This window comes from Brevibacillus sp. AY1, assembly GCF_029870785.1.
Classification (GTDB): domain Bacteria; phylum Bacillota; class Bacilli; order Brevibacillales; family Brevibacillaceae; genus Brevibacillus; species Brevibacillus invocatus.
In genome coordinates this window covers 83,949-106,817 of record NZ_JAFLPN010000010.1, presented here as the reverse complement: position 1 = coordinate 106,817, position 22,869 = coordinate 83,949, and the positions used below count along the sequence as shown (strand labels likewise).

Annotated in this window: 23 protein-coding genes; 12 read left to right on the top strand and 11 right to left on the bottom strand. The window is 50.0% G+C overall.

Annotation, left to right across the window (positions count from 1 at the left end):
* Window positions 1–13 precede the first annotated feature (13 nt).
* The 5 genes from JZI27_RS11070 to JZI27_RS11050 are packed head-to-tail and all read left to right on the top strand — an operon-like array spanning window position 14 to window position 3,633.
* Window positions 14–844 carry an electron transfer flavoprotein subunit beta/FixA family protein gene (locus tag JZI27_RS11070; RefSeq protein WP_251242996.1) on the top strand — a complete coding sequence of 277 codons (831 nt, stop codon included), beginning with the start codon at window positions 14–16 and terminating at the stop codon, window positions 842–844.
* Window positions 841–1,863 (top strand): electron transfer flavoprotein subunit alpha/FixB family protein, encoded by a 1,023-nt coding sequence (locus JZI27_RS11065; protein WP_280207544.1) that lies wholly within the window; start codon window positions 841–843, stop codon window positions 1,861–1,863. Before JZI27_RS11070 ends, JZI27_RS11065 begins: the two co-directional genes overlap by 4 nt.
* Window positions 1,856–3,151 (top strand): FAD-dependent oxidoreductase, encoded by a 1,296-nt coding sequence (locus JZI27_RS11060; RefSeq protein WP_280207543.1) that lies wholly within the window; start codon window positions 1,856–1,858, stop codon window positions 3,149–3,151. The genes JZI27_RS11065 and JZI27_RS11060 overlap by 8 nt, the downstream gene beginning before the upstream one ends.
* Window positions 3,151–3,447, top strand: a complete 297-nt coding sequence (locus tag JZI27_RS11055; RefSeq protein WP_122910978.1) for a ferredoxin family protein — start codon at window positions 3,151–3,153, stop codon at window positions 3,445–3,447. Before JZI27_RS11060 ends, JZI27_RS11055 begins: the two co-directional genes overlap by 1 nt.
* 9 nt (window positions 3,448–3,456) lie before the next feature.
* Window positions 3,457–3,633, top strand: a complete 177-nt coding sequence (locus JZI27_RS11050; RefSeq protein ID WP_280207542.1) for a hypothetical protein — start codon at window positions 3,457–3,459, stop codon at window positions 3,631–3,633.
* A 33-nt stretch (window positions 3,634–3,666) separates the two neighbouring features.
* On the opposite strand, the gene JZI27_RS11045 is transcribed toward JZI27_RS11050, so the two are convergent.
* From JZI27_RS11045 to JZI27_RS11025, 5 genes are all read right to left on the bottom strand, one after another.
* Window positions 3,667–4,170 (bottom strand): CotH kinase family protein, encoded by a 504-nt coding sequence (locus tag JZI27_RS11045; protein ID WP_280207541.1) that lies wholly within the window; start codon window positions 4,168–4,170, stop codon window positions 3,667–3,669.
* Between the two features lie 201 nt (window positions 4,171–4,371).
* The gene (locus JZI27_RS11040) at window positions 4,372–4,773 is read right to left on the bottom strand and encodes a M67 family metallopeptidase (protein WP_280207565.1); all 402 of its coding nucleotides are present in this window, start codon (window positions 4,771–4,773) and stop codon (window positions 4,372–4,374) included.
* A gap of 418 nt (window positions 4,774–5,191) precedes the next feature.
* Window positions 5,192–6,283, bottom strand: a complete 1,092-nt coding sequence (locus JZI27_RS11035; protein ID WP_280207540.1) for a coiled-coil domain-containing protein — start codon at window positions 6,281–6,283, stop codon at window positions 5,192–5,194.
* 169 nt (window positions 6,284–6,452) lie between these two features.
* Window positions 6,453–7,697, bottom strand: coding sequence for a BMQ_0737 family morphogenetic spore coat protein (locus tag JZI27_RS11030; protein WP_280207539.1), 1,245 nt, complete (start codon window positions 7,695–7,697; stop codon window positions 6,453–6,455).
* A gap of 137 nt (window positions 7,698–7,834) precedes the next feature.
* Window positions 7,835–8,719, bottom strand: coding sequence for a glycosyltransferase (locus JZI27_RS11025; protein WP_280207538.1), 885 nt, complete (start codon window positions 8,717–8,719; stop codon window positions 7,835–7,837).
* A gap of 140 nt (window positions 8,720–8,859) precedes the next feature.
* On the opposite strand from JZI27_RS11025, the gene JZI27_RS11020 reads away from it, so the two are divergent.
* A complete protein-coding gene (locus JZI27_RS11020; protein WP_280207537.1) occupies window positions 8,860–10,275 on the top strand; it encodes a hypothetical protein in 1,416 nt (471 codons plus the stop codon).
* A gap of 42 nt (window positions 10,276–10,317) precedes the next feature.
* On the opposite strand, the gene JZI27_RS11015 is transcribed toward JZI27_RS11020, so the two are convergent.
* A complete protein-coding gene (locus tag JZI27_RS11015; RefSeq protein WP_280207536.1) occupies window positions 10,318–11,403 on the bottom strand; it encodes a peptidoglycan-binding protein in 1,086 nt (361 codons plus the stop codon).
* A 96-nt stretch (window positions 11,404–11,499) separates the two neighbouring features.
* On the opposite strand from JZI27_RS11015, the gene JZI27_RS11010 reads away from it, so the two are divergent.
* Window positions 11,500–11,847 (top strand): DUF1360 domain-containing protein, encoded by a 348-nt coding sequence (locus JZI27_RS11010; RefSeq protein ID WP_122910986.1) that lies wholly within the window; start codon window positions 11,500–11,502, stop codon window positions 11,845–11,847.
* A gap of 60 nt (window positions 11,848–11,907) precedes the next feature.
* On the opposite strand, the gene JZI27_RS11005 is transcribed toward JZI27_RS11010, so the two are convergent.
* Window positions 11,908–13,851, bottom strand: coding sequence for a glycosyltransferase (locus JZI27_RS11005; protein ID WP_280207535.1), 1,944 nt, complete (start codon window positions 13,849–13,851; stop codon window positions 11,908–11,910).
* Window positions 13,852–13,998: 147 nt separating this feature from the next.
* On the opposite strand from JZI27_RS11005, the gene JZI27_RS11000 reads away from it, so the two are divergent.
* The 5 genes from JZI27_RS11000 (at window position 13,999) to JZI27_RS10980 (ending at window position 19,222) form a co-directional block, all read left to right on the top strand.
* Window positions 13,999–14,850 (top strand): hypothetical protein, encoded by an 852-nt coding sequence (locus JZI27_RS11000; protein WP_280207534.1) that lies wholly within the window; start codon window positions 13,999–14,001, stop codon window positions 14,848–14,850.
* A 169-nt stretch (window positions 14,851–15,019) separates the two neighbouring features.
* The gene (locus JZI27_RS10995; protein WP_251242982.1) at window positions 15,020–16,420 is read left to right on the top strand and encodes a sugar phosphate nucleotidyltransferase; all 1,401 of its coding nucleotides are present in this window, start codon (window positions 15,020–15,022) and stop codon (window positions 16,418–16,420) included.
* Complete coding sequence (rfbG, locus tag JZI27_RS10990; protein ID WP_280207533.1) at window positions 16,410–17,495, top strand: CDP-glucose 4,6-dehydratase; 1,086 nt, start codon at window positions 16,410–16,412, stop codon at window positions 17,493–17,495. Before JZI27_RS10995 ends, rfbG begins: the two co-directional genes overlap by 11 nt.
* 31 nt (window positions 17,496–17,526) lie before the next feature.
* Window positions 17,527–18,297, top strand: coding sequence for a glucose-1-phosphate cytidylyltransferase (gene rfbF, locus JZI27_RS10985; protein WP_280207532.1), 771 nt, complete (start codon window positions 17,527–17,529; stop codon window positions 18,295–18,297).
* Between the two features lie 10 nt (window positions 18,298–18,307).
* Entirely contained in the window at window positions 18,308–19,222 is a 915-nt protein-coding gene (locus JZI27_RS10980; protein WP_251242979.1) for an NAD-dependent epimerase/dehydratase family protein, read from the top strand.
* Window positions 19,223–19,327: 105 nt separating this feature from the next.
* Here JZI27_RS10980 and JZI27_RS10975 read toward each other — a convergent pair whose 3' ends face one another.
* The 4 genes from JZI27_RS10975 to JZI27_RS10960 are packed head-to-tail and all read right to left on the bottom strand — an operon-like array spanning window position 19,328 to window position 22,847.
* Window positions 19,328–20,101 carry an FkbM family methyltransferase gene (locus JZI27_RS10975; protein WP_251243070.1) on the bottom strand — a complete coding sequence of 258 codons (774 nt, stop codon included), beginning with the start codon at window positions 20,099–20,101 and terminating at the stop codon, window positions 19,328–19,330.
* Between the two features lie 26 nt (window positions 20,102–20,127).
* Window positions 20,128–20,766, bottom strand: a complete 639-nt coding sequence (locus JZI27_RS10970) for a class I SAM-dependent methyltransferase (RefSeq protein WP_280207531.1) — start codon at window positions 20,764–20,766, stop codon at window positions 20,128–20,130.
* Window positions 20,767–20,778: 12 nt separating this feature from the next.
* Entirely contained in the window at window positions 20,779–21,894 is a 1,116-nt protein-coding gene (locus JZI27_RS10965) for a glycosyltransferase family 4 protein (protein ID WP_280207530.1), read from the bottom strand.
* Entirely contained in the window at window positions 21,891–22,847 is a 957-nt protein-coding gene (locus tag JZI27_RS10960) for a GDP-L-fucose synthase family protein (protein ID WP_280207529.1), read from the bottom strand. The genes JZI27_RS10965 and JZI27_RS10960 overlap by 4 nt, the downstream gene beginning before the upstream one ends.
* Window positions 22,848–22,869: the final 22 nt, after the last annotated feature.

Genomic DNA, 22,869 nt, shown 5'->3' with positions numbered 1-22,869 from the left:
GGAGGGATGTTGGATGTTGCACATTGTTGCTTGTATCAAACAGGTGCCCGACACCAAGATCATCAAGATGAACCCCAAAACCAATACCATGGACCGTTCCAGTGCGCCAGCGATTCTCAACCCCTATGACGCGCATGCAGTGGAAGAAGCGGTTCGGCTGAAGCAGCGGTATGGCGGCGTAGTCTCCGTGGTTACGATGGGCCCCCCGCCCGCTGTCAAAGCCATTCGCAAATGCGTCGAGATCGGGGCAGACGAGGGATATCTGGTCACGGATCGTGCGTTTGCAGGTGCAGATACGCTTGCTACGAGCTATGCATTGACCAAGGCGATCGAAAAAATCAGTGAAACACAGCCGGTTGACCTCGTCATCTGCGGCAAAATGACGATCGATGGGGATACGGGGCAGGTCGGCCCTGGGATTGCCAGACGCCTCGATATTCCCCCGCTCACCAATGTGAATAAAGTGGTAGAAGTGAATCGGGAGCAAGGCTATGTGATCGTCCACCGAAAGCTGGAGGATGGCTATGAAGTGATCCAGTCTACGTTGCCTTGCCTGTTTTCCGTGGAAAAAGAAATCAATGAGGTACCGTACTCCCCTTTGCCCAACATGCTCCGTGCAGCCCGCTATCAGCCTGTGATCTGGGCGGTCAACGACTTGGGAGATATCGATCGCACGCTTTTGGGCCTGAAAGGATCGCCGACGATTGTTGCAAAAGTCTGGCCTCCGGAGAAGCCGAAAGGTGGAGAAAGACTGGAGGGGACCTCCAATGAGCAGGTGTCCAGACTAATGGAGGTCTTGTCGGAGAAACGAGCGTTGTTCCGGGTGAAGGAGGAGCAGGTATGAATTTGGATGAATACTGTGGTGTGTGGGTTTTTCTGGAAGTTTCTGGTGACCGGATAGCGCCTGTCTCCCTGGAGCTTCTGGGAGCAGGTCGACAGATGGCTGACAAGCGGGGAGTTCCGCTTGCAGGTCTGCTGATTGGCGAAGGAGTAGAAGAACTGGCACAGAGCGTGTTTCCTTATGGGGCAGACGAAGTGTATCTCTACGATGACGCCATTTTTCGAAATTACCGCACCGAGTCCTATATGAGAGCTGTTATCGAATGTGTCGAATTGCACAAGCCGGAGATCATTCTTTACGGAGCGACATCTACCGGAAAGGATCTTGCAAGCGCTGTCGCAACTGACCTGCAGACTGGACTTACCGCCGATACCACCATGCTGGACGTAAATGCGGAGACAGGACTTCTGGAAGCGAGCCGACCTGCTTTTGGAGGCAACATCATGGCGACGATACTATGTAAAAAGCATCGACCGCAGATGGCGACCGTTCGCCCCAAAGTCATGAAAGCGCTCCCCCCTGATCCCTCTCGGACCGGTCGAGTCATCCGGGAGAAGATAAGCCTGAGAGAAGAAGACGTCCGGACGAAGGTGTTGGAGATTGTGCGGGAAACCAAGGAAAAGGTTCGTCTGGACGAAGCCGATGTGATCGTCGCTGGCGGCAAAGGCTTGGGCAGCAAGGAGGGCTTTGAGCTGATTCGCCGTTTTGCGGACAAGATCGGAGCGACAGTCGGCGCGAGCCGTGACGCGGTAGAGGCCGGATGGATCGATCATCACCATCAGGTGGGCCAGACTGGTGTGACTGTGACACCGAAAATCTACTTTGCGATCGGGATTTCTGGCGCGATCCAGCACATCGTCGGCATGCAGAACGCCGGGCTGATCATCGCTATCAACAAGGACCCGGATGCGCCTATTTTTCAATCCAGTCACTACGGAATTGTCGGAGATGCCTTTGAAATCGTGCCGATGCTGATGGAGGCGTTCCAAACCATGCCGGACAAGGAGGTTCAATATGGCTGAAAAATTTGATGTCATTATTGTGGGAGCAGGTCCGGCTGGAACAGCTTGTGCGTATACTTTGGCCAAAGCAGGGGCAAACGTCCTGTTGATGGAGCGAGGGGAGTATCCAGGTTCCAAGAACGTGATGGGAGGGGTGCTCTACCGCAAGACGATGGAGGACATCATTCCTGGCTTTTATAAGGAAGCTCCCGTGGAGAGGCCGATTGTGGAACAGCGCTTCATGATGCTGGATCAGGCATCTGCGCTTTCTTTCAGCTACAAGGGCTTGGAATTTGCGCAAGAGCCGTACAACAACTTTACGGTGCTGCGGGCGAAGTTCGACCAGTGGTTTGCGGATCAGGCAGTGAAAGCGGGTGCCTTGCTGCTCAATGAGACGGTGGCGCTGGAATGTATCGTCGAGAATGGCAAAGTCGTGGGCATCCGAACAGACAGACCGGATGGCGATGTCTATGCGGATGTAGTGGTGCTGGCAGATGGTGTGAACTCGCTCTTGGCAAAATCGCTCGGGTTTCATAAAGAGTTTCGCCCTGACGAGGTAGCACTTGCCGTCATGGAGGTACTCAAGCTGGATCGGAAAATCATCGAGGATCGCTTCAGTCTGGAGGGCGACCACGGTTGTACAATAGAGATTTTTGGGGATTCGACCAAGGGCATTCTCGGAACGGCATGGCTGTACACCAATAAAGACAGTCTCAATATTGGAGTAGGAACGATGCTCTCCGGTCTGATCAAACAGAAGATCAAGCCGTACGATCTGCTGGACTACGTCAAGAATCATCCGATGATTCGCCCTTATATCCAGGGCAGCGAGCAGCAGGAATACTTAGCGCATCTGATCCCGGAAGGCGGCTACAAATCCATGCCAAAAGTTGTCGGCAACGGGGTCATCGTAGTGGGAGACGCCGCACAGCTCGTCAACGCGATTCACCGGGAAGGCTCCAACATGGCGATGGCCTCGGGTGTCATGGCCGCAGAGACGATTCTGCAAGCCCAAGAGGCAGGGGACTTTTCGGAGAAAATGCTCGACGCCTATCGGATCAAGCTTCTCGACAGCTTCGTCGGTCAGGATCTGAAGAAATACAAGGATGCGACCCATCACTTTGAGAAATTCCCGCAATACTTTGAGCAGTATATTCCCATGATGAACAGAGCGGCGAGCCAGATGTTTACCGTTGATGGCCATTCCAAATGGGATAAACAGAAAAAAGTATGGCGAGATTTGGGATCAGCCAAAGAAAAGTGGAAAATGGCCCGCGATCTGATGAACGCATGGAGGGTGATGAAGTAATGGCAGACATACCCAAAGGGCAGTCCATCGAGGAAAAACAATATTTAGTCAGGTTTAAGGCAGATACGCAGTCACATCTGCATGTGATGGATGCCGACATCTGTGCTACACGTTGTCCCGACAAGCTATGTACGATATTTTGTCCTGCCGAAGTATACAAGTGGGAAGAGGTGCGGATGCATGTCGGATATGAAGGGTGTCACGAATGCGGAAGCTGCCGGATCGGCTGTCCCTATGAAAACATCAAGTGGGAGTATCCGAAAGGCGGACATGGCATTATCTTTAGACTCGGGTAACGGGTGGCGATGGATGTGATATCGGTAGGGGATCAGGTTGTGTTTCTTCGGGATGGCGCGAGAGGCATTGTGATGCGAATACAAGAAGGGAAGTGCCTCGTCTTGTGGGAGGATGAGTTTGTCAGCTGGGAAAGTGTAGAGCTGCTGCGGAGCGCACAGGTGGAAAGGTCAGAACAGCGGATGTAATTTCCCGCTGTTTTTTTCTGGTCAGAATACCACCTACACGTTCGACTGAAAGGAGACAAGGCATTGGCGCAAGTAATCGCTTCTGTTTTGAATGAAGGATCGTATAAAGTCAGGTTCAGCATCAAAGGATTCCATTTTATCTTTTTTAAAGGGGTCCAGAGGCAGGCAAGGCCGTAGAAGCTGATGGAGTTCAGCTATTCTAGGTTCCAGATGGTCAGGGGTAAAGGAAGTTTCTAAAATGTCTTCAAGAATCAGACTATACCGCTTGCGAAAGTGTGCAACGTCCAGTATTCGGGCGGTTAGCGTGTTGAAGCCATCGATTGGCAGGAAGGTATGATCCATCACTTTTCCATTTACATTGCGGCCCCAGGTAGCATCGTAGTCCCAAGGGATAATGCTGAACTTCTTGGTTTCTTCATTTCGATACAAGGCAAACATGATGTTCAGCCATATCGATAGCGAACTCGGCATATATAATGTAGGAACAGGTAAAGGGACTACCCTGAACAGGCTGGTAGCGTTCATATCCGAGATCATTCCGGAAGCCCTCCCTCCTGTGTATGAGCAGGAACGGCCTGGGGATCTGCGCTGGAATATCCTCTGTGTGGACAAATTAAGAGCGCTGGGATGGCAGCCCCTCGTGAATATGAAAGAAGGTATTTCCAAACTCATATGAACATGCAGCAAAACGAAAGGCTCGCCTTCCCATCAAGCACGACGGGAGGCGAGCCTTTTCATTCAATAAAAGGAGACTTTTTGGGGGGTGACGATTCTTTCTCTGATCTGGTAGCAGGCAAAGGCGGGGTGTTTTCGGGTTAAAGATACGATGATATAGGCTGCTTCCGGGTAGGAAAAAAAGGCAATATCTTCACTGGACGGAACAGGAGGGGCAGTTGGGTGAGAGTGGTAAACGGCAACAAGCCGCTCCCCTCTTGCTCGAATGGCGTGAAATACGGATTGGAGTTGTTCCAGATCCATGGAAAAAGAGACAGGACTTTTATCGATGTTTGCCATCCTCCAGATGGTTTCAGCCCGGCCGTTGCGCCCGGACAATAGTCCGCATGCCTCGTAGGGGCGTTCTGCCTGGCAGTGAAGATACATTTCTTTCCAAACCTTTTTTGATGCGTATAGGACAGGAATGGAATTCGAATTCTTACTTCGAACGTTTCCGGCCGCAGCATCCGCCTGATTTGGGTGTAAAGGTATTCTTGACAGTATGCACAGGTCCTGAGTTGGGCAAGGGTGAGTTTGGTCCCCTTTGAGTGGAATATTCCGTTCTTACAGGTCTAGCTTGTCTTTGGCGGTACAATTCCCGATATTGTTCAGGTGTCATCCTACATTCACTCCTTTCTTCATGTGTAAGAATTTTTAGTGTCACACATATGAATTCCGGAGCTAATATTCACTTTCCGCCAAAAACGCGGTCGTCGTATCGCTCCTCCTTGAGCTCGCCTCGATAGAGGTCATTAGTGGCTCTACAATGGTTTATGCCAAGTTGCCGCGAGAGGGAACGGCAGTTGCACATTGCCAGGAGAGCGAAAGGAGGAAGGGAAAGTCGCTAGGGTTTGGTTTTGAAAGGGTTGAACGTATTGGGGAGTGGAGATTGATGGTTTTTTAAGAAGCTGGCGTGAGATTGGGATGGGAGCTGAATAGAGGAGATGGGAGCTGTTATTCCTGTTGTAGAAGGTGCCTGTGGATTTGCAGGGTTCGCTTTTTGGGTGCGGGCTTCCCTTGTAACATATTCCTGAATGGACTGTTTGTATTTGTTTTCTTTCTCCTGCAAGCCAGCATTTACTTTTCTCAGGTGTTCGATGGTCGTTTGCAGCGTCGTTACTTGGTGCTGCAGTTTAGCAATCAGTTTTTCTTTCTCTTCTAATTGTTTGCTCCATCCGGTTTGTGCCTCTGTATGGGAGCTGGACACCTCTGATAATTGCTGTTCCAAGAGTCGTATTTTCTCTGCATTCGTAGATGCTTGTTGATCCGCTTCCTGCTCGTGTGCAGCGATGACCTGTTGAAGCTCTTGCTGAAGCTCCAGATGAGCTTGTCGAAGGTCTTCGATTGTCTGCAGCCATTCTTGTTCTTTCTTTTGATAATTCTCGATGACGGAAGTATACCGCTGTATATGATCCGTCAGCTTCGCTTCTTTTTCTTTTGCTGCTTTCAACTGATGGTTCGCTTGTTCAAGCGACAGTTTTAAAGTATCCATTTCTTTCATGGAACGAGCGTTGAGCTTTAGCTGCTCTTGAAGCTGCTGTTCGTACTGCTCTGCCTTTTGCTTGGAAGACGAACTCTTCCACTTTTCTTCTTTTTCTTTGTAGTGCGAAATCGTGTTTTCTCTTTGGGACAAAAGTTTGGCTTGCTGAGCCAATCGAGATTCCAAATCACGAATTTGCGTCGAATAACTCTCCAGCTTGTCATTCCACTCCGTCTCGCGTGCTTGCTGTCTGGCAAATGCTTGATTCAAGCCTTCAAGCTGTTTTTGCTGCTCTTTCTCGCGTTCTTCCACTTGCACGACGTGCTCTTGGAGCTGCTGCAGTTCGTGGCTGTACTGAATGGCTTTCTCCTCGTAGTAGGCGGCCTGTCGTTTGAGCAGCAATATCTTCTCTTTATTCGGTGATAGTTTTGTGGGTGTTTTCTTCTTAACAGGCATGGTATCCCTCCGATGTCATGGATTTCCTCTATAGACATATGTAGATAGGCGTGGTTTTGTGCAGGAAATCTTGCAGCATTGGCCTAGGAAATGATAGTTTATGGGCTTGTACGAGAGAAGAAAAAGGGAGAAGAGTGCGCGGTTCTTCTCCCTGAATATATGGGTATGGTTACGGAATGGTAGGTCCGCTGAGCACATCTGGGAATGTGATGCAATCTTGAACAAGCAGCTGTGCATCGGGAACTACAGTGATGGCTGCGGCGAAGGAAACGACTCCCAGAGGATCGGACAAGAGCATGATGATCACATCTGGCAAGCCAATTCCTGTTTCTGCCAATACCAGGGTGTAGTTGAGCGTCTGCTGGGTACCTGTGGATGTAAACGTTTGAACCCCAGTTCCTGTTACGGTCATACCAATCACGATGGCTGGCAGAACGACACCAGGAATAAGCGCTGGCAGAACGGTGATGCAGGTAGGAGAACTGATCGTGGTTGGCGTGAAGTTGAAGCTTTGATCGCCTGGGAAGACATCTGGCAATGGAGTTGGTCCAGGAGTATCGAAGAAGTTGAAGGTAAAGGTGCTGCCTCCAGGGTTGCAGCTCGGGCAAATGTCGGCAATCAATTGTACCGTACCAATCTCTGCAATAGCAGTAGGTGGCAAGCCAAGACTGACGCCGACACCAGGAATCAGTGTATTAACAGTTGCCTGACAATCGCAGTTAGGCCGCGGGAAGATCGCTGGACATTGAGGAGGGAAGGCAAATGGTGGGCAGAAGCCGCCAGGGGTTGGGGATGGAACAGGAATGTCGTTTGGACGTGGAGAGCAGAATTTTGCCAGAACTTCCAGCTTCACTTCTGCTTCTACCTGGACTTCATTACAGAACAGAAGATCCAGTTCGACGCTTCCATCCAGTAAGAGTGAGTACGTTGGGTTACAGTCGAGTGCTGCGATCCGGCAAACGATATTGTCTGCGTCAAGAGGTTCAGGCAAGCACAGAACCATTTCTTGATCGTATTGAATGGTTACTGGGAAATCGCATAACAGTACACCATCGGCGAAGATACGAACTAAAACATTGCCTCCAAAAATGAACCTCACAATACCTACACGTACCGAAACACCTCCGACGAGGATGTTCTCGCGGCGAATGCTCGCAATGCGGCAGTTCAGGTTTGCGGTGCTCTCGATGCATTGGACGCTAATATCTTGACCGGCAGCGACTGCTGCATCTACCAATTCGCGACAATCTGCAGGAATCGAATAACGATTTCGAAACCTGTTGGCACTGACGACCCAGTCGTACACCTTTTGGACGCGGATACACTCTTCTGCTAGGTTGTTGGAGATGGGAGGAGGTGCGGTAGGCGTCGGTGTAGGCACTTGGCGACCCATGATGGGCTTAATGTTTTTCACCGGTTGAATCCTTCCTTTCCTATTGGATTTGCATTTGCATTTACATACTATGGGAGAGGCTTCTCTTTTGCTTGTCAACAAATGCCTATTTTTAGGTAGTTGTACAAGGCGTACTGGCCTACTTCTTCGCTACATGCTTAAAATGGGATTCGGAATTGGCGGAACAACCAGTCATCATCGTACTTTCTCCGCGCATAATATCGGACGCGCTGGGCAGCGGCTCCGTACTCCAATACCTCTCGTTCGATCTCATTGGCATCGGTGTGAAGGATCAATTTTTTACAGGCAGCGATACGCGCTTCGTTGAAATGACTGTACGCCATACGCAGCATGTTGTAGTAGACGTGAGTGTGGGTGACGGTATAAGGATGAAGATTGCGAAACAGATGGAGGATTTTTACATTGGGGTGTACATAGCAGCGATAGCCGAACAACCATAGCTTGATAGAAATCTCGATGTCCTCAAAACCCCATACCTGGAATCCGCGATCAAAGCCGCCTATATCGAGGAAGATCGATTTAGGGATTACAAAACACCCCCCAGGCAAAATGGCAATTGGTACAGGGCGTTGAGGATGAGGATTCCATACGACGCCCAATCGCTGGTCGAGTGTTTGTCCGTATCCTACTTTGTGCGGCTCGTTGATCGAACCGATCGCAGGGGCGATTGCATCAGCAGTGCGATTCAAGATCAACTCCATCAAACGGTCAATCCAATATGGCTCGAACGTGAGATGCGCATCGCAAAAAATCAGATATTCACCTTTTGCATGCTCAGCTCCCAGATTACGTGCAGGTGCTGCACCTATTCCTTGGGTGGTAATCAGCTTGACTGGAAAGGTGTTTTGTTCGGTGGTTAAAAAATGACAGCAATTGTCTGTTGAACCGTCGTCTACCACAATAATCTCAACGGGATACCGTGTTTTATTTTGGAGGAGGGATACCAATGTGGAACGCACATTGTTTCCCTCATTTTTTGCTGGGATGACAATCGAGATCAGTGGCAGTGTTTCCGTGTGCACATAGATCACTCCTTTCTAACTGACATGGTATGCATGTGCCGTTTTTATGGGGATTAGGAATGGAAAATTCGCACATGACGGATCACTTTTGAGGGAGGGCATTCATACTATAGACCGGGTGTACGTAAGAAGGAGTGACGATGATGGATGTTGAGGTGTATTACGAGGGTCAACGAAGAGAAGCCGTTCCTTACTCGGCCCTGCCTGCACTGCATTTGTTCTGCCGACAATATGGCTTCCAGTTTCATTGGGATCCGAAGCAAAAGCGCATCGATCTGGACTCTGGTTTAAAAGGAAAGGTGTGCCTGCTTGTAGCGGGAGGAGCAGAAGAGGGAGGGGGATTGGAGCACGAAGTCCTTTCCTTGGTGGAAACGTTTCTGAGCAGCTTTGGAGCACATGTCTTGGTGCAGCACAAAAAGACAAGGCTTCCTGCTGCCAGTGATAGTGCGCTTCGCTTTACCGTAAAAGAGCTGCGTGCGTTGGACGAACCGCGCCTTATTTTGTTTCAGGGAGAAAATGAACGGCGGAGAGCCCTCTTGAATCACGTCTTTCAAGAGCTCAAGCAAACGGGGGTCTCTTGCCACATTCGCATGAGCAAGCAAGAGAAAACATCATCGATTCTTCCGGTTCAATTGCACATTCCCTTGCAATTCGGACCATCCGAGAAGCAGGACCTCGTAGAGAAGATCGCCTTTTTTTTGGCTTCAGGTGTCCTGTGTTTTTTTCAAGCTGGACAACAAATCAATCCGATATCTTATCTGCCTAGCCATATCGTTCAGGCGCTGTTTGGCAATACGCCACTCTTGGGAAAGGAGCCAGCAGCACAGCCCCACGAAGGAACATCCCAATCTGAGGAGATAACAGAACCCGAAGTCGTGCCAGAGGCTCAGGACATGGACACGTCAACGTTCAATGTGGTGACGGAACCAGAGCAGGTGCCCGAGCCATCGGAGACACCAGTATCAGAAGAAGCTCCAGAGATCAGCACGGAATCAGAAGTCCACGCAACAAAGGAGAGTCCATCTCCTTCGCCCCAACAAAAAGATCCTGTGCTTCAGGAAAGGGCTGTTCCGCTTGAGACAGAAAAGCGGCTTGAGGCAGAGGTTTACTTTGACTATACCCTGATGCATTCCGATACCGAGGACAGACCCTATCTGTTGATTGGCAGTCTTTTCGTCAAAAATACGGGCACGGAGCTTTTGTACAATCCAATCGTCTGTCTGCGAGTCAGTCCACTGAATGGCATCAGGCTAGGCGGTCAAATATTGCCGCCGAATATGCTGGAAACATTGGGAGTACAAAGCTCAGCAGGGATCAAAGGGTGGAAATACTTAGACGACGACTGGTTTTCACAGGCCCAGGAGCGCGGAGAGTATTGGATCGCACCCATTCAACCCATGATGATACCTCCAAAAATGAATGAGTCCTTTCAAAATTTCCAGATTTCTCTACTGAAGCAGGAGACGCGAACATCGCTGACGGTGGAAGGGATGGTCCTGTTTAACGATCAGCAGGTTCATTTTATGACCAATAACCGAATTGCCGTATCCTTTTAAAAAAACCATCTCTTCGCCAGGAAGAGATGGTTTGACTCCGCTTTAGTATTTGACGAACATCTGCACAAAAGTTTTACCATATGGGCCACCGTCAACGACAGCAATGCCGACGTTGGTATAGGTTGCATTTAGAATATTGGCTTTGTGGCCCGAGGAATTCATGAATGAAGAGTGCGCAGATGAGACGCTGCGGTTCTGAGCAATATTCTCGGCAGCAGCGCGGTATTTGATACCGAATGTATTCATCATCGTGAAGGGTGACCCATAGGTTGGTGAGGTATGGCTGAAGTATTGATTGCTGATCATATCTTGAGCTTTCACTCGCGCTACCTTTACAAGATCCATGTCTACCTCAAACGCTTTCAGCCCACGGCTGGTCCGCTCCTGATTGACCAACTGAATCATTTCCTTCTCTTCAGCTGTCAAACCTGCCGGTAGCTTTACCTCAGAAGATTGATCTTTTCCGGAATTTTGCGATGGATCTGGTGTAGAAGGAGTAGCAGGTGTGCTTGGTGCAGTCGGCTTCGCCCCTTCACCAGCGTTGCTTGATTGCTCCTTCGCTTGTTTGGCGATGGCAGCTATCGTTTTGCTGTCAGCTTCACCTGTCATTTTGATGGAATTGCGGTTTTGGAAAATCATGACAGCCAGACGAGTGGGGGCATCGTAGTTGCTGTTCACAGTCAAACTGTAGCCCAAAGCTTTCAAATCCTGCTGCAACGCTTTGACTGCCGCTCCAGAAGAACCAAGCTTTAGCGTGGAAGAGGAGGAAGTCGCTTTGTCACTCGATTCAGGCTTGGTTGTGTTGCTGTTTGTTTTTTGTTTGGCATTGTAAGCTTTTTTCAGCTTGTCATAGGTTAGTTTATTGACAATTCCAGTCTGCTTCAATTTCACAGACTTTTGGAAACGCTTGACGTTATAGGCTGTGTTTTTGTCGTACTGCTTGTCCACTTTCAGCTTGTAGTCAAAATTCAAGGCATTCAGCATTTTTTCAACTTCCTGCACCTTTTGACCCTTCATTCCAGATTTCAATGGAGTAAAGGTGGTTTTGGCGAAAGCAGGTTGTCCGATCACGCTAATAGAGACGGACAGGGAAAGGATCGCCGCAATTTTCACCATATTGCGATTCATGTCATCACGCCTTTCTCTGGGTGTTGTCGCCTTTTATGGTACAGGACTCAAAGTTGACAGAACAAGGGTAAATTACTGGAAAGGGATGGAGTCCAAATGTTTGGCATTTCACTGATCGATTTGCTGATTCTTGTGTTGGCTTGCTTCAGACTTACTCATCTGATCGTTTTTGACACGATAACCTCATTCATTCGCAAACCATTTCTAACCGTTTCCTATGAAGCAGATGTGACGGGTCAGCTTGTCCGAAATGTGCAAGTCAAAGGAACGGGATTGCGCCGCTGGATCGGTGAACTGCTCAGCTGCCACTGGTGTGTAGGGGTCTGGGTTGCTGCCGGGATCGTAGGCCTGTACTTGTTTGTACCGGCGGTATATCCGTTGCTGTTGATTTTGGCAGTAGCAGGAGCAGCGGCCGTGATTGAGACGAAAATGTACTTTGGTTAAGTGTCTCATTCACGGTCGCAACTCAGGTATAGAGATAGAGCGTGTTCAAATGAACAGTATTTACGAAAAGGCGCGAAAGACGATGGCCTCTTCGCGGGAGAGCGGGATGACTTCTTCTGCCATAAACCCGGCAGTCTGCATTGTACCCAAGCGGAGCGCCGCCGGTGACAGCATGCGTGATGCCGCGATGTCCACCACGTTGCTCGCTTTTGTCGGGTCGAGTGGAATTTGAAGCTGGAACGACGCTTGATCGATCGGAAATGCCTTGTAGGGATGCCCGTTGATCAAGGCTGTCAGTGTCAAAGGTGATTTTTGATCAGGAGGAGCAGGGAGTCGTCCCTTGATGACGAACAGCTGGGCGGGAGTGTGAGGTTCCGAAGCGATCTGCACGCGAAAAATCGGCGGCACCCACAGATCAAGAGAGCGGTTCATCGTGACGACGCGTGGCAGTTGATGAGCAGATGCAGTTTTCAGCTTGTTGATCAAGGTGTACACACCTTGACCTTGATATTGGGAGGCATAAGCGACCCAGCTAAACGGGATGCTGCCGTAGTGCTTGGCGAGAGATTTCAATACTTCGGGAATGCCGACCGATTGCCATTTAGTAGCCGATTTGCAATCCCCATGTAGTCTGGCGTTCGCCACATATTCCGGAATATTTCCGATGATGTGCTGTTTGGCAACGCGCATCCAGAGCTCATAGTCCATGCAAAAGTGCAGGTTTTCATCCACGCCGCCCATCTGTTCAAATACGTGTCTGCGGATAAATGCGGCAGGCTGACAGATGCAGCAAGTATTGTACAGCTTTTGGGCATCCGCTTTTTCGGTGGGAAAGGGACTGATGATGCTGTTTACCTCGTTGGTGACGTGGCAATGTCCGTGCACCATGCCCCACTCTGGATGAAGGCGGAGAGCTTCCACCGCTTTTCTGATCGCACCTGGCAAATACGTATCGTCAGAATTCAACCAGCCGATAATCTCTCCTTGCGCCATCGCCAAGCCTTTGTTGATGGCGTGCGACTGACCGCGGTCTGGTTCGGAGATATAGCGCAGCCGACTGTCTGCTTGAGCATTTCTTTGCAGGATGGACAGGGTGTTATCGGTAGAACCACCGTCTACGACGATATGTTCAATATGCCGGTAATCTTGCTGCAGTACGCTGTCAATGGTCTCTTGAATAAATTTCCCCTGATTAAATGACGGGGTAATGATCGTGACCAATGGAAATGGCGAATTCGACACTGGATCACTCCCTTGCATGGAATATCTATCTATCATGATATGTACAAGAAGATCGATTGGTTTTAGGGAAGTTGTATTATTTCGGGGGCGGAACGTGCGCAAGATTTCTGCGTGGGCAGCCGGATCGATCTGGCTTCCTGGTATTGCCTTTGCCACCAAGCTGACACGGCCTGCCTTATAACCGTTGAATTCACCGGACTCCAGCGTACGGATTGTGTGTGGAAGGGGTTCAAACAGTGTATTCTCCAGCATTTCCAAGACGCATGGCACAGTGGGGAGCCACCAGGTGGTATCATCCTGATAGATCCGATTCATTCTTCCAGGGGTTCCGTTCAACACCATTTTGGATTCATTCGAATGAAGGATGGCAGCTGTCTCCAACAGCAAGTGCCCTCCTGTTTTCACGACACTTCGGCATTGGGAGAGGGTCCAGAGCGGATCGCGCACGTGGTAGAGGAGTCCGAGGTGCTGGACGATATCAAACAGGTTGTGGTGGATTTGTTTAGGAAAAGGCATCTTTGTACTCATATCGTCCATGAGAAAAACCTGGAGGCCCTCCCACATGCCGTCGAAGCTGGCCAAATCAAGGACGCGCTTTCCTTCGTAGGAAAGATTCTTTCTGGTCTCGCGAGTCATCGCCCACAAATCTTCAAGGATCGAGATTCCCGGTGTAAAGATACCGGGGCGAAGCTCGATTTTGTGATACCATTTGCGTTTGCTTATTTCTATTAGGATCTCTTCATTTGTCCAGTTGCCACCCAAACTTTCTACCTCCTTCTTGCTAGACAGCGAGCGAACTCTGCTGTATTTAATGTACGGTTGCACCATAGGATACGTGCGGATGCTTGGTACCCCGCCGCGCTCTCGCAACATATGGTAAACAAGAGTGAGTAAAAGGGAGGTACGCGGATGACCTTGCCTATCGTTCTCATCCATCGCGGTGACGATACCTATTTGTCCTACAGCCTGCGGCAGGCAAAAGTGAGTAATCCTGACGCATCTGTTTTCCTGCTAGGGACAGCGATCAATCAACACTTCGCCAGTGATGGCATTACTCATGTCATGATCCATTCCTACATGCAGTCTGCCTCTGCGTTTGCCCCGATCTATAAACACATGCACATTATGCCACTCAGCTACAACCTGTTTTGTTTCCAAAGATGGTTTGTGTTGCGGGACTTCATGCGTGACAACCAGATCCAGGCCTGCTGTTATATCGATTCCGATGTCATGCTGTACGAAAACGTGAACAATCCGATATACCACGATTTCAAGATGGAGTTCGTCTGGACCAACTTTGTCAGTCTGGATTTGCTGGACCGTTTTTGCGCGTTTACGACGACCTATTTTGCCAACACGATGCTCTACGGGCAGCTGGTTCAGGAGACGAAGCAGCTAGGACACCTGAGCAACAACCTGCCGCTCGTCTCAGACATGGTGGTCGGACTTTTATTTTTGCGTCAGTTTCCTCAATATACCTACACACACGGAAGATACGATGACCGGATGTTCGATGAAAATATCAATCGTCCGATTTGGGCAGAGAGTCTGGAGGGGAAACGAAAGGTATATCTGAACGATGGGCAGCTCTACACGAAGGATGTCGCAAGCAAGGCGTATATACGCCTCAACTCTCTGCATTTTCAAGGAACCGTGATGAAAGATTTCATGTCTTTCTTTTTCACGCCGCATCTCTCGAAGAAAGGCAGTTTTTACTTTGATTATCAAACACGTCTGTGGATGCCTACCGTTTTGACGTAACCGCCCAAGGTTTGGGAGAAGCCTAGCGTGGGTTGTAAGTCGGTAGGCTGGTAGGCAGCTATGAAATCCCTACGGGTGAGCTGACCATTTTCATGGAATGGCAGAGCATCTACCTCGTCATGTTCATATGATGCGTTATACACTTTGATAATGGACAGAGGTGGCCGGGATGAAACTGATATTGCTATCAGGGGGGGCCGGCAAAAGACTGTGGCCGCTCTCCAATGATGCAAGGTCGAAACAATTCTTGAAATTGATCCACAATGCACACGGCGAGCCGGAATCCATGGTTCAGCGAGTATGGAGACAGTTGGCCGCTTATCAGTGGTCAAACGAAGCTTATATATCAACGAGTCGTTCACATATGGATCTGCTGCAGAGTCAATTGGGTGAGGATGTACCCTTGATCATCGAACCAGACAAACGGGATACCTTTCCAGCGATTGCTCTGGCAGCCACGTATCTGCATTCCTGCGTCGGAGTCGAACCGGATGAAGTCGTGATCGTCATGCCGGTCGATTCCTATGTCGAGACCTCATTCTGGGGGAAACTCAATGAATTAGAGAGTGCCCTGCTGCAATCCGAAGCCGATCTTGCTCTGATTGGAGTGGCCCCTACTTACGCATCGACGAAATATGGCTATATCGTCCCTAAACAGAAACCAGAAGGCAATAAATCGCCTGCCTTCTATCATCAGGTCGCTAGTTTCAAAGAAAAACCGGATCAGAATCAGGCAGAGGCATTGTTGAAAAAACAGGCTCTTTGGAACTGTGGCATCTTCTCTTTCCGCCTCGGATACCTACTCGATGTGTTGAAAAGCAAAGGAATCCCAACCAGTTACGACCAGCTTCTACAAAACTATCTTGCCTTGCAACCGATCAGCTTCGACTACGAGGTAGTCGAAAAAGCGAAAAAGGTCGTGGTGGTTCCCTATCAAGGATATTGGAAGGATCTGGGGACCTGGAATACGCTGACGGAAGAAATGAATGTCCATTCGGTGGGACGGGTCGTTTGGGATGAAGAATCTAGCAACACTCATGTGATTAACGAGCTGGATATTCCCATCGTGTCGATTGGCCTGTCTGATATGGTGATCGCTGCGAGTCTGGACGGAATCCTGATCGCATCGAAGGAAAAAAGCCATCGGATCAAAGAAATGCCAGTGGATTGGAAGCAAAGACCGATGGTTGAAGAAAAGCGCTGGGGGTATTATCGTGTCCTTCATTACAGGACGACAGAGGAAGGAACAGAGGTACTGACCAAAGCACTGCACGTTTATGCGAACAAGAATTTGAGCTATCAGCTCCATCAGCAGCGCAGTGAAGTGTGGACGATTGTGGCGGGCGAAGGAGAGTTTGTCTTAAATGACCGCATCATTCGGATCGGACCAGGAGATGTCCTGGAAATACCGGTTGGTGCCAAGCATGCGGTACGCGCCAGCAAAGATCTGGAGATCATTGAGGTGCAATTGGGGAGCAAGCTGATCGAAGAGGATATCGTCCGTCTCGCCATGACATGGGAAGAGATCATGGAGCAAGTGAGAGCGGGAGATGAGGAACATGATCAATAAAGCATTTTGGCGAAACAAACACGTATTGATTACCGGACACACCGGGTTCAAGGGCGCTTGGCTGTGCATATGGCTGGAGGCATTGGGTGCCCGGGTGTCCGGTTTTGCTTTGGCGCCGCCTACCAGTCCCAGCTTGTTTCAACTCAGCGGTGTCGAGCAGCGAATTTCCTCGCAAACAGGGGATATTCGCCGTATGGAAGAGCTTGAGCAGGCGATTTTTCGAGCACAGCCTGAGATCGTCATTCACATGGCTGCCCAGCCTCTAGTGAGTTACGGCTATGAGAATCCGCTGGAAACCTATGAAACCAATGTGATGGGCACGGTTCATCTGCTGGAAGCTGTCAGGCGTGCCAGTCTGCAGGGGATGCCGATTCGTGCTGTGCTTATGGTGACGACCGACAAATGCTACGAGAATCGGGAGTGGGTCTGGGGATATCGTGAGCAGGAACCATTGGGAGGACGTGACCCGTACTCCAACAGCAAAGCGTGCACGGAGTTTGTGACGACCTGTTATCGGGAATCTTTCTTCTCGGCGGGCAGTGGTTCACGGGTGGCAGTAGCATCTGCGAGAGCGGGCAATGTCATTGGAGGAGGAGATTGGGCACGCGACCGCTTGATACCGGATTGTCTCGATTCCCTCATGAATCATCGACCGATCATTCTCCGAAATCCGGATGCGGTCCGGCCGTGGCAGCATGTGCTAGAGCCATTGGGCGGCTACCTGATGCTGATTGAGAAGATGTGGGAGAATGCAGCCCGTTTTTCGCAAAGCTACAACTTTGGGCCGAATGAAGAAGATGCTCGTACGGTCGCTTGGATGGTACAGAAGCTATGTGAGAAATGGGGAACAGAGGCTAGCTTTGAAATCGAGCAACAAGCAACCTGGCATGAGGCCAAATATTTGAAGCTCGATTGCTCCAAGGCAAAAGCCGAACTGGGCTGGCACCCGAAATGGACGAGTGAAGAGGCTTTGGATCGAATCATTGAGTGGACTCGCTGCTATCAGCAGGCAGGGAATATACGGGACCTGTGTCTGCAACAAATCACACAGTATATGGACGGGGTGCAGGAGTAGTGAACTGGCGATGAGGAAAGGAGGGGTTGATGTGAAGGTGGTCATTCTAGCTGGGGGGTTCGGGACGCGGATCGGGGAAGAAACGCATTTAAGGCCCAAGCCATTGATCGAGATCGGTGAGAGGCCGATCATCTCCCATATCATGTCGATCTATTCTCATTATGGATACAACGACTTCATCATCTGCCTGGGCTACAAGGGCTATATGATCAAAGACTACTTCGCCCACTATTTCCTGCATCAGTCCGATGTTACGTTTGATTTTCGAAATGACAACGAGATGATTTTGCACAATCGTCGAACTGAGCCCTGGAGAGTAACCTTGGTTGACACAGGCAAGGACACGGGCACGGGAGGACGGATAAAGCGAATCCAGCCTTACGTGGGACAAGAGACCTTCATGCTGACCTACGGGGATGGAGTGGCGGATATTGATATTCGTGCGCTGGTCGCGTACCACCAGGTGCACGGCAAGCTGACGACGATCACAGCTACACAGCCACCAGGAAGATTCGGCTCACTGGACCTGACGTCAGGGCATGAAGTACGCGGTTTTCAGGAAAAGCCAAAGGGCGATGGCGGATGGATCAATGCAGGATTTTTTGTGATGGAGCCAGGAGTGTTCGACTACCTTGGTGATGACACGTCAATCTTGGAAAAGGAGCCCCTTGAATCACTGGCCAGAGCAGGGGAGCTGGTCGCCTATCCGCTAGCGGGCTTTTGGCAGCCGATGGACACGCTGCGGGATAAGAACTATTTGGAGACTTTGTGGAAAAAAGGAGAGGCACCGTGGCGAAGATAGGAGGGACGCCATGCGGGTACTTGTGACAGGGGCTACAGGCTTTTTGGGCAGCCACCTCGTGAAGGCATTGCTGCATGATGGGCATGACGTCCACATCCTGAAGCGAAGGGACTCGAACTGCTGGCGGCTTGCAGATGTGCAAAGCGATCTGTATAGCCATGATCGGGAAGAGACGAAGATCGACAGGCTCTTCCAGGAAGGGGGAGGCTATGATGCAGTCATGCATGCCGCGACCTCCTATGGGCGAAACGGGGAAAGCTATCGCGCCGTACTGGAAGCAAATGTAGCCCTCCCTCTTCAGCTGCTCGAAGCCTGTATTCGCTATGAAACGCCGTTGTTTTTCAATACGGATACCTTTTCGAATACGGCTCAAGGATCGATCGAACGACTGATTGGGTATCATCTGACGAAAAGACATTTCCTGGAGTGGGGACAGCATCTGGTCAAAACGGCCTCCATTCGCTTTGTGAACATGAGGCTGGAGCACTTATACGGCCCCGCAGATTCGCCAGATAAATTCATTCCGTACGTCGTCAAAAGCTGTCTGGAAAACCACATGGAATTGCCGCTGACTGCGGGTGAGCAAAAAAGAGATTTCATTCATGTTCAGGATGCCGTCAGGGCTTATGTCCTTTTGCTCCGGCAAGGTGTGAAAATGCCAACCTCCTTTAGCGAGTTTCAGGTTGGGAGCGGTACTGCTACTCCGATCAAAACGCTCGTGCACAGCATTCATGCCATGACCGGATCTACGACATGCCTTCGCTTTGGCGCATTGCCCTATCCCCTGCAAGAGATCATGCACTCACAGGCGGATGTAGAACCATTGCAGCGCTATGGATGGCATAGTCAAATCAGTCTTGAAGAGGGACTTCTCTCCGTGATCGAGGAGCAAGGGGGAGGCAAGCATGACCATTTTCAAAAATGAAAAAGGCGTGGCGCAGAGGATGAGCGCCACGCTTTTGTATTGCGTATAAGAAAGTTTAAGCACTTCACCGTAGCAAAGCGAAAACTGGACTTGATAAATACTTTCTTATCCCCATGCTTTTTTGTTGGTGCAGTACAGATCACCGTGAAAGGGTTTGATCATCTCCAGGAGCGAGTCGTAATCCGTGACCTTGACTACTTGATCATCACGGCGAATCAAGTACATATTGGCATACATGCTTTGCAGGAGGGTAAACAAATCTAGCGGATTTTTGCCAAAATTGTTGACCATGCTATCCAGGTTGAACTCGATGACCAGATCAGGATCGAATCGTCGAAAGGTTTCTGCACCCCCCTGAAGGACTTCCATCTCAGAGCCTTCTACATCGACCTTGATGATGTCGATTCGCTCCAAAGCACTTGTTATGACCCAATCATCGAGGCGAACACAAGTGATCTGGCTGGAAGAACCGGTGGAATCGGTTTGTTTGGTATCGATAAATGACCACCCGCCACCGTGAGCCACCTCCCGAAAAGAGATGGTACCATTTCGATCAAAGACGCCAAGCTTGAGTGGTTCGATATTCCGAATGCTGTTATCGGCTATGGTTTGCACCAGATAGCCGTAATTGACGTTCGAAGGCTCGAAGGCGTAGACCTTTCCTTTTTTCGCCAGGTGGCTGAAAGCGAGTGAGATCGTACCCAGATTGGCGCCGATATCCAAACAAACCGCATCAGGGGCGACGACACGGCGGAGCAGATTCATGACGTACGCTTCATAATAACCGTTCTCCAGCTCCATATAGTACAGGACGCTTTGATCAGACTCACTGCCGTAGAGGGTGAAAGACTTTTGGTCAAAAGGCAAGTGGAACTCCATCTTCTTCAATGGGGAAATCCCTCCTTTTATGGGAGATGGATGCGGATGATGTCATTCTTCACTGTAAATTGCATGTCAGGGCGTTTTTGCTGGACGTAGTCCTTTAGCTCAGCGATGGTTGGATAGTCTTTCAGAAACGGGTTTTTTCCAATGAAGCACCGCGCATCATCCACGAGAATGACGTGATTCGGAACGGAATGGTTCAAGATGACATCCAGCTCTTGCAGGATGGGGGTGTCTATATCGCCTTTTGCCGCTTCGGTAGACAGGGGGATGTAATGACCATCCAGCCAGAACAGGCAAGGTGTGTGGATGGTCGAGAGCAGCGGAGGCAGCTTCTGCGCACTATCGCCAAGGATGATTTTGACATGGCGGTCAGGTGCAAAATGCTTGGCTGCGTTCTGGTAGAGTGATTTCTCCAGTTCAATAGAGTAGATCCGTTCGAAGTGCTGTTTTGTAGATTCAATCATGGCACCTTGATAGGTTCCCGTTTCAATAAGCGTTCGAAGGGAGAAGGTATTGGCGTGTTCCAGAACGGTATTGACCTTCACGTCGTATGTGGGTGACTCCAGGAGCCAGAAATCCCACGTTTCCTGGGCGCTTAATGCAAAGGGTATGCGGTACTCCGTGCGCCACACCCGCAGAATTTCATCCATTCTTGACATCAGGTGACCTCCTTAACTGCTTGTTTTGCGAAGTACCGATTGAAAGACAGCAAGGGTTTGTCGTGCGCATTTATCCCAGGAGAAAAGGGTTGCTTGTCGCGTACCCTTGGCGACAAGATCGGCTCTGATGGCTGGATCCGACATCGCGGCTATCTTAACGGCAATATCCTCTGGTACGTGGGGGTCAAATAACAGCGCTGCCTGACCTACGACCTCTGGGATGCTCCCTGCGTTGGAGCAGATGATGGGAATATTCGAGCGCATGGCTTCGACGAGCGGGATCCCAAATCCCTCGAATAAGGAAGGAAAGCACAGAAAATGTGCATTTCGATACAGCGAGGGCATTTCGTCCTGCGGAATGTAGTTCAGCCATTTGATCTGATCCCATAATTGATGCTGTGATATCGCGTTGATGACCGTTTGGTGTGCTTCCTGAGGAAAGCCGGTAAAGACCATATTCACCTTGTAATTGTAGGTGTTGCGCAAGATAGCGAGCGCCTGAATCAGGGAGAGATGGTTTTTATGCCGCCAGGTGTTAGCCGGAAAAAGGCCGTAATGATCAGGAAGCTGGTATTTTAGACGGAATACCTGATCCTGTTCAGGGCGCATCGGCAAGGAAAATTCCCCGGAGGAATCCAGGTGAACAGCATGTACTTTGTGCGGAGGCAGCTGGAATTTCTCCAGGATGGATCGACGGGAGAATTCGGACAGGGTCAGGACAGCGCTGCTTTTTTGGGCTGACGACTGGTAGTTCTCACGTCTCCATTGCAGCACAGGCGCATCGAAAAACTGGGGATAAAATTCATGCTGAATATCCGGGATGTTGATGACGCTTGGAATGGTCACATCGATCGGCTGCAAGATCAGCAGGGGGCAGAACCACAAATCGAGTCGCAGGGCTTGAATCTGTTGATGAAAAAGCTCATGCGCTCTCGATATGTCGTGAAACAGGATTTTGTGCAGATGACGGCCTTCCGAAAAAGTGTGGAAGTTGTGCGTGCTTAAAAACAGGTACCACTCATGAGCCTCGTTGTTTTTCTGTGAATACGAAATCAGATTGCGCACGTATTGCTCCATCCCGCCAATTTTTCCAGGTATGACGGCAAGCAGGTTAACGCCAATTCTCAAGACCGGCCCCCTCCTTTGGAAACGGCTGTCCGATACCAATCGATGGTTTGCTGCAAACCTTGTGGCAAGGGCGTCGAGGCTTCGAATTGGAAATATTCCTTGGCTCGCCCTACATCCAGCTTGCGTCTCGGTTGCCCATCAGGCCTGCTTCTGTCCCAAATGATGGTTCCGGTATACCCGCATTTTTCTTTGATCCATTCTGCCAACTGGCGAATCGTCATCTCTTCACCAGATCCAATATTGACGGGTTCGTTTCCATCATAGCGCTCCGTCGCCAGAACGATCGCCCGCGCAGCATCCTCTACATAAATGAACTCTCTCGTTACTTCGCCGCTTCCCCAAAGGACGATGCTGTCTTGACCCGATGCCTGAGCGTCAAGGCATTTTCGGATGATGGCCGGAATGACGTGAGAGGTTTCCAGATCGAAGTTGTCATAGGGTCCGTACAGGTTGACCGGCAACAGATAGATCGAGTTGAAGCCGTACTGCTGCCGATAAGCCTGCGATTGGACCAGCATCATTTTTTTGGCCAAGCCATAGGGGGCATTGGTCTCTTCGGGATAGCCGTTCCACAGCTCTTCCTCCATAAACGGTACAGGCGTGTATTTGGGATAGGAGCATATCGTTCCAATGGCCACGAATTTCTCGATGCCGAACAGACGGGAGTGTTCGAGGAGCTGAGCACCCATGATCAGGTTGTCGTAGAAAAAGGAACCTGGATTTTTTTGATTGGCAGCAATTCCTCCCACCACCGCAGCCAAATGAATGATGATATCCGGTCGATAGGTTTGCAGCATGAGAACGATATCCGCCTCCTTGCGCAGATCAAACTGACTGCTGCGCGGAATGAAGATATGCTCACAGCCCCGCAGGTTCAGCTGCTTCACGACATGTCTGCCCAAAAATCCCGCTCCGCCTGTTACAACGATTCGTTTTCGTGTGAGATCGATCATGGAGTGACACACCGTCCTTTCT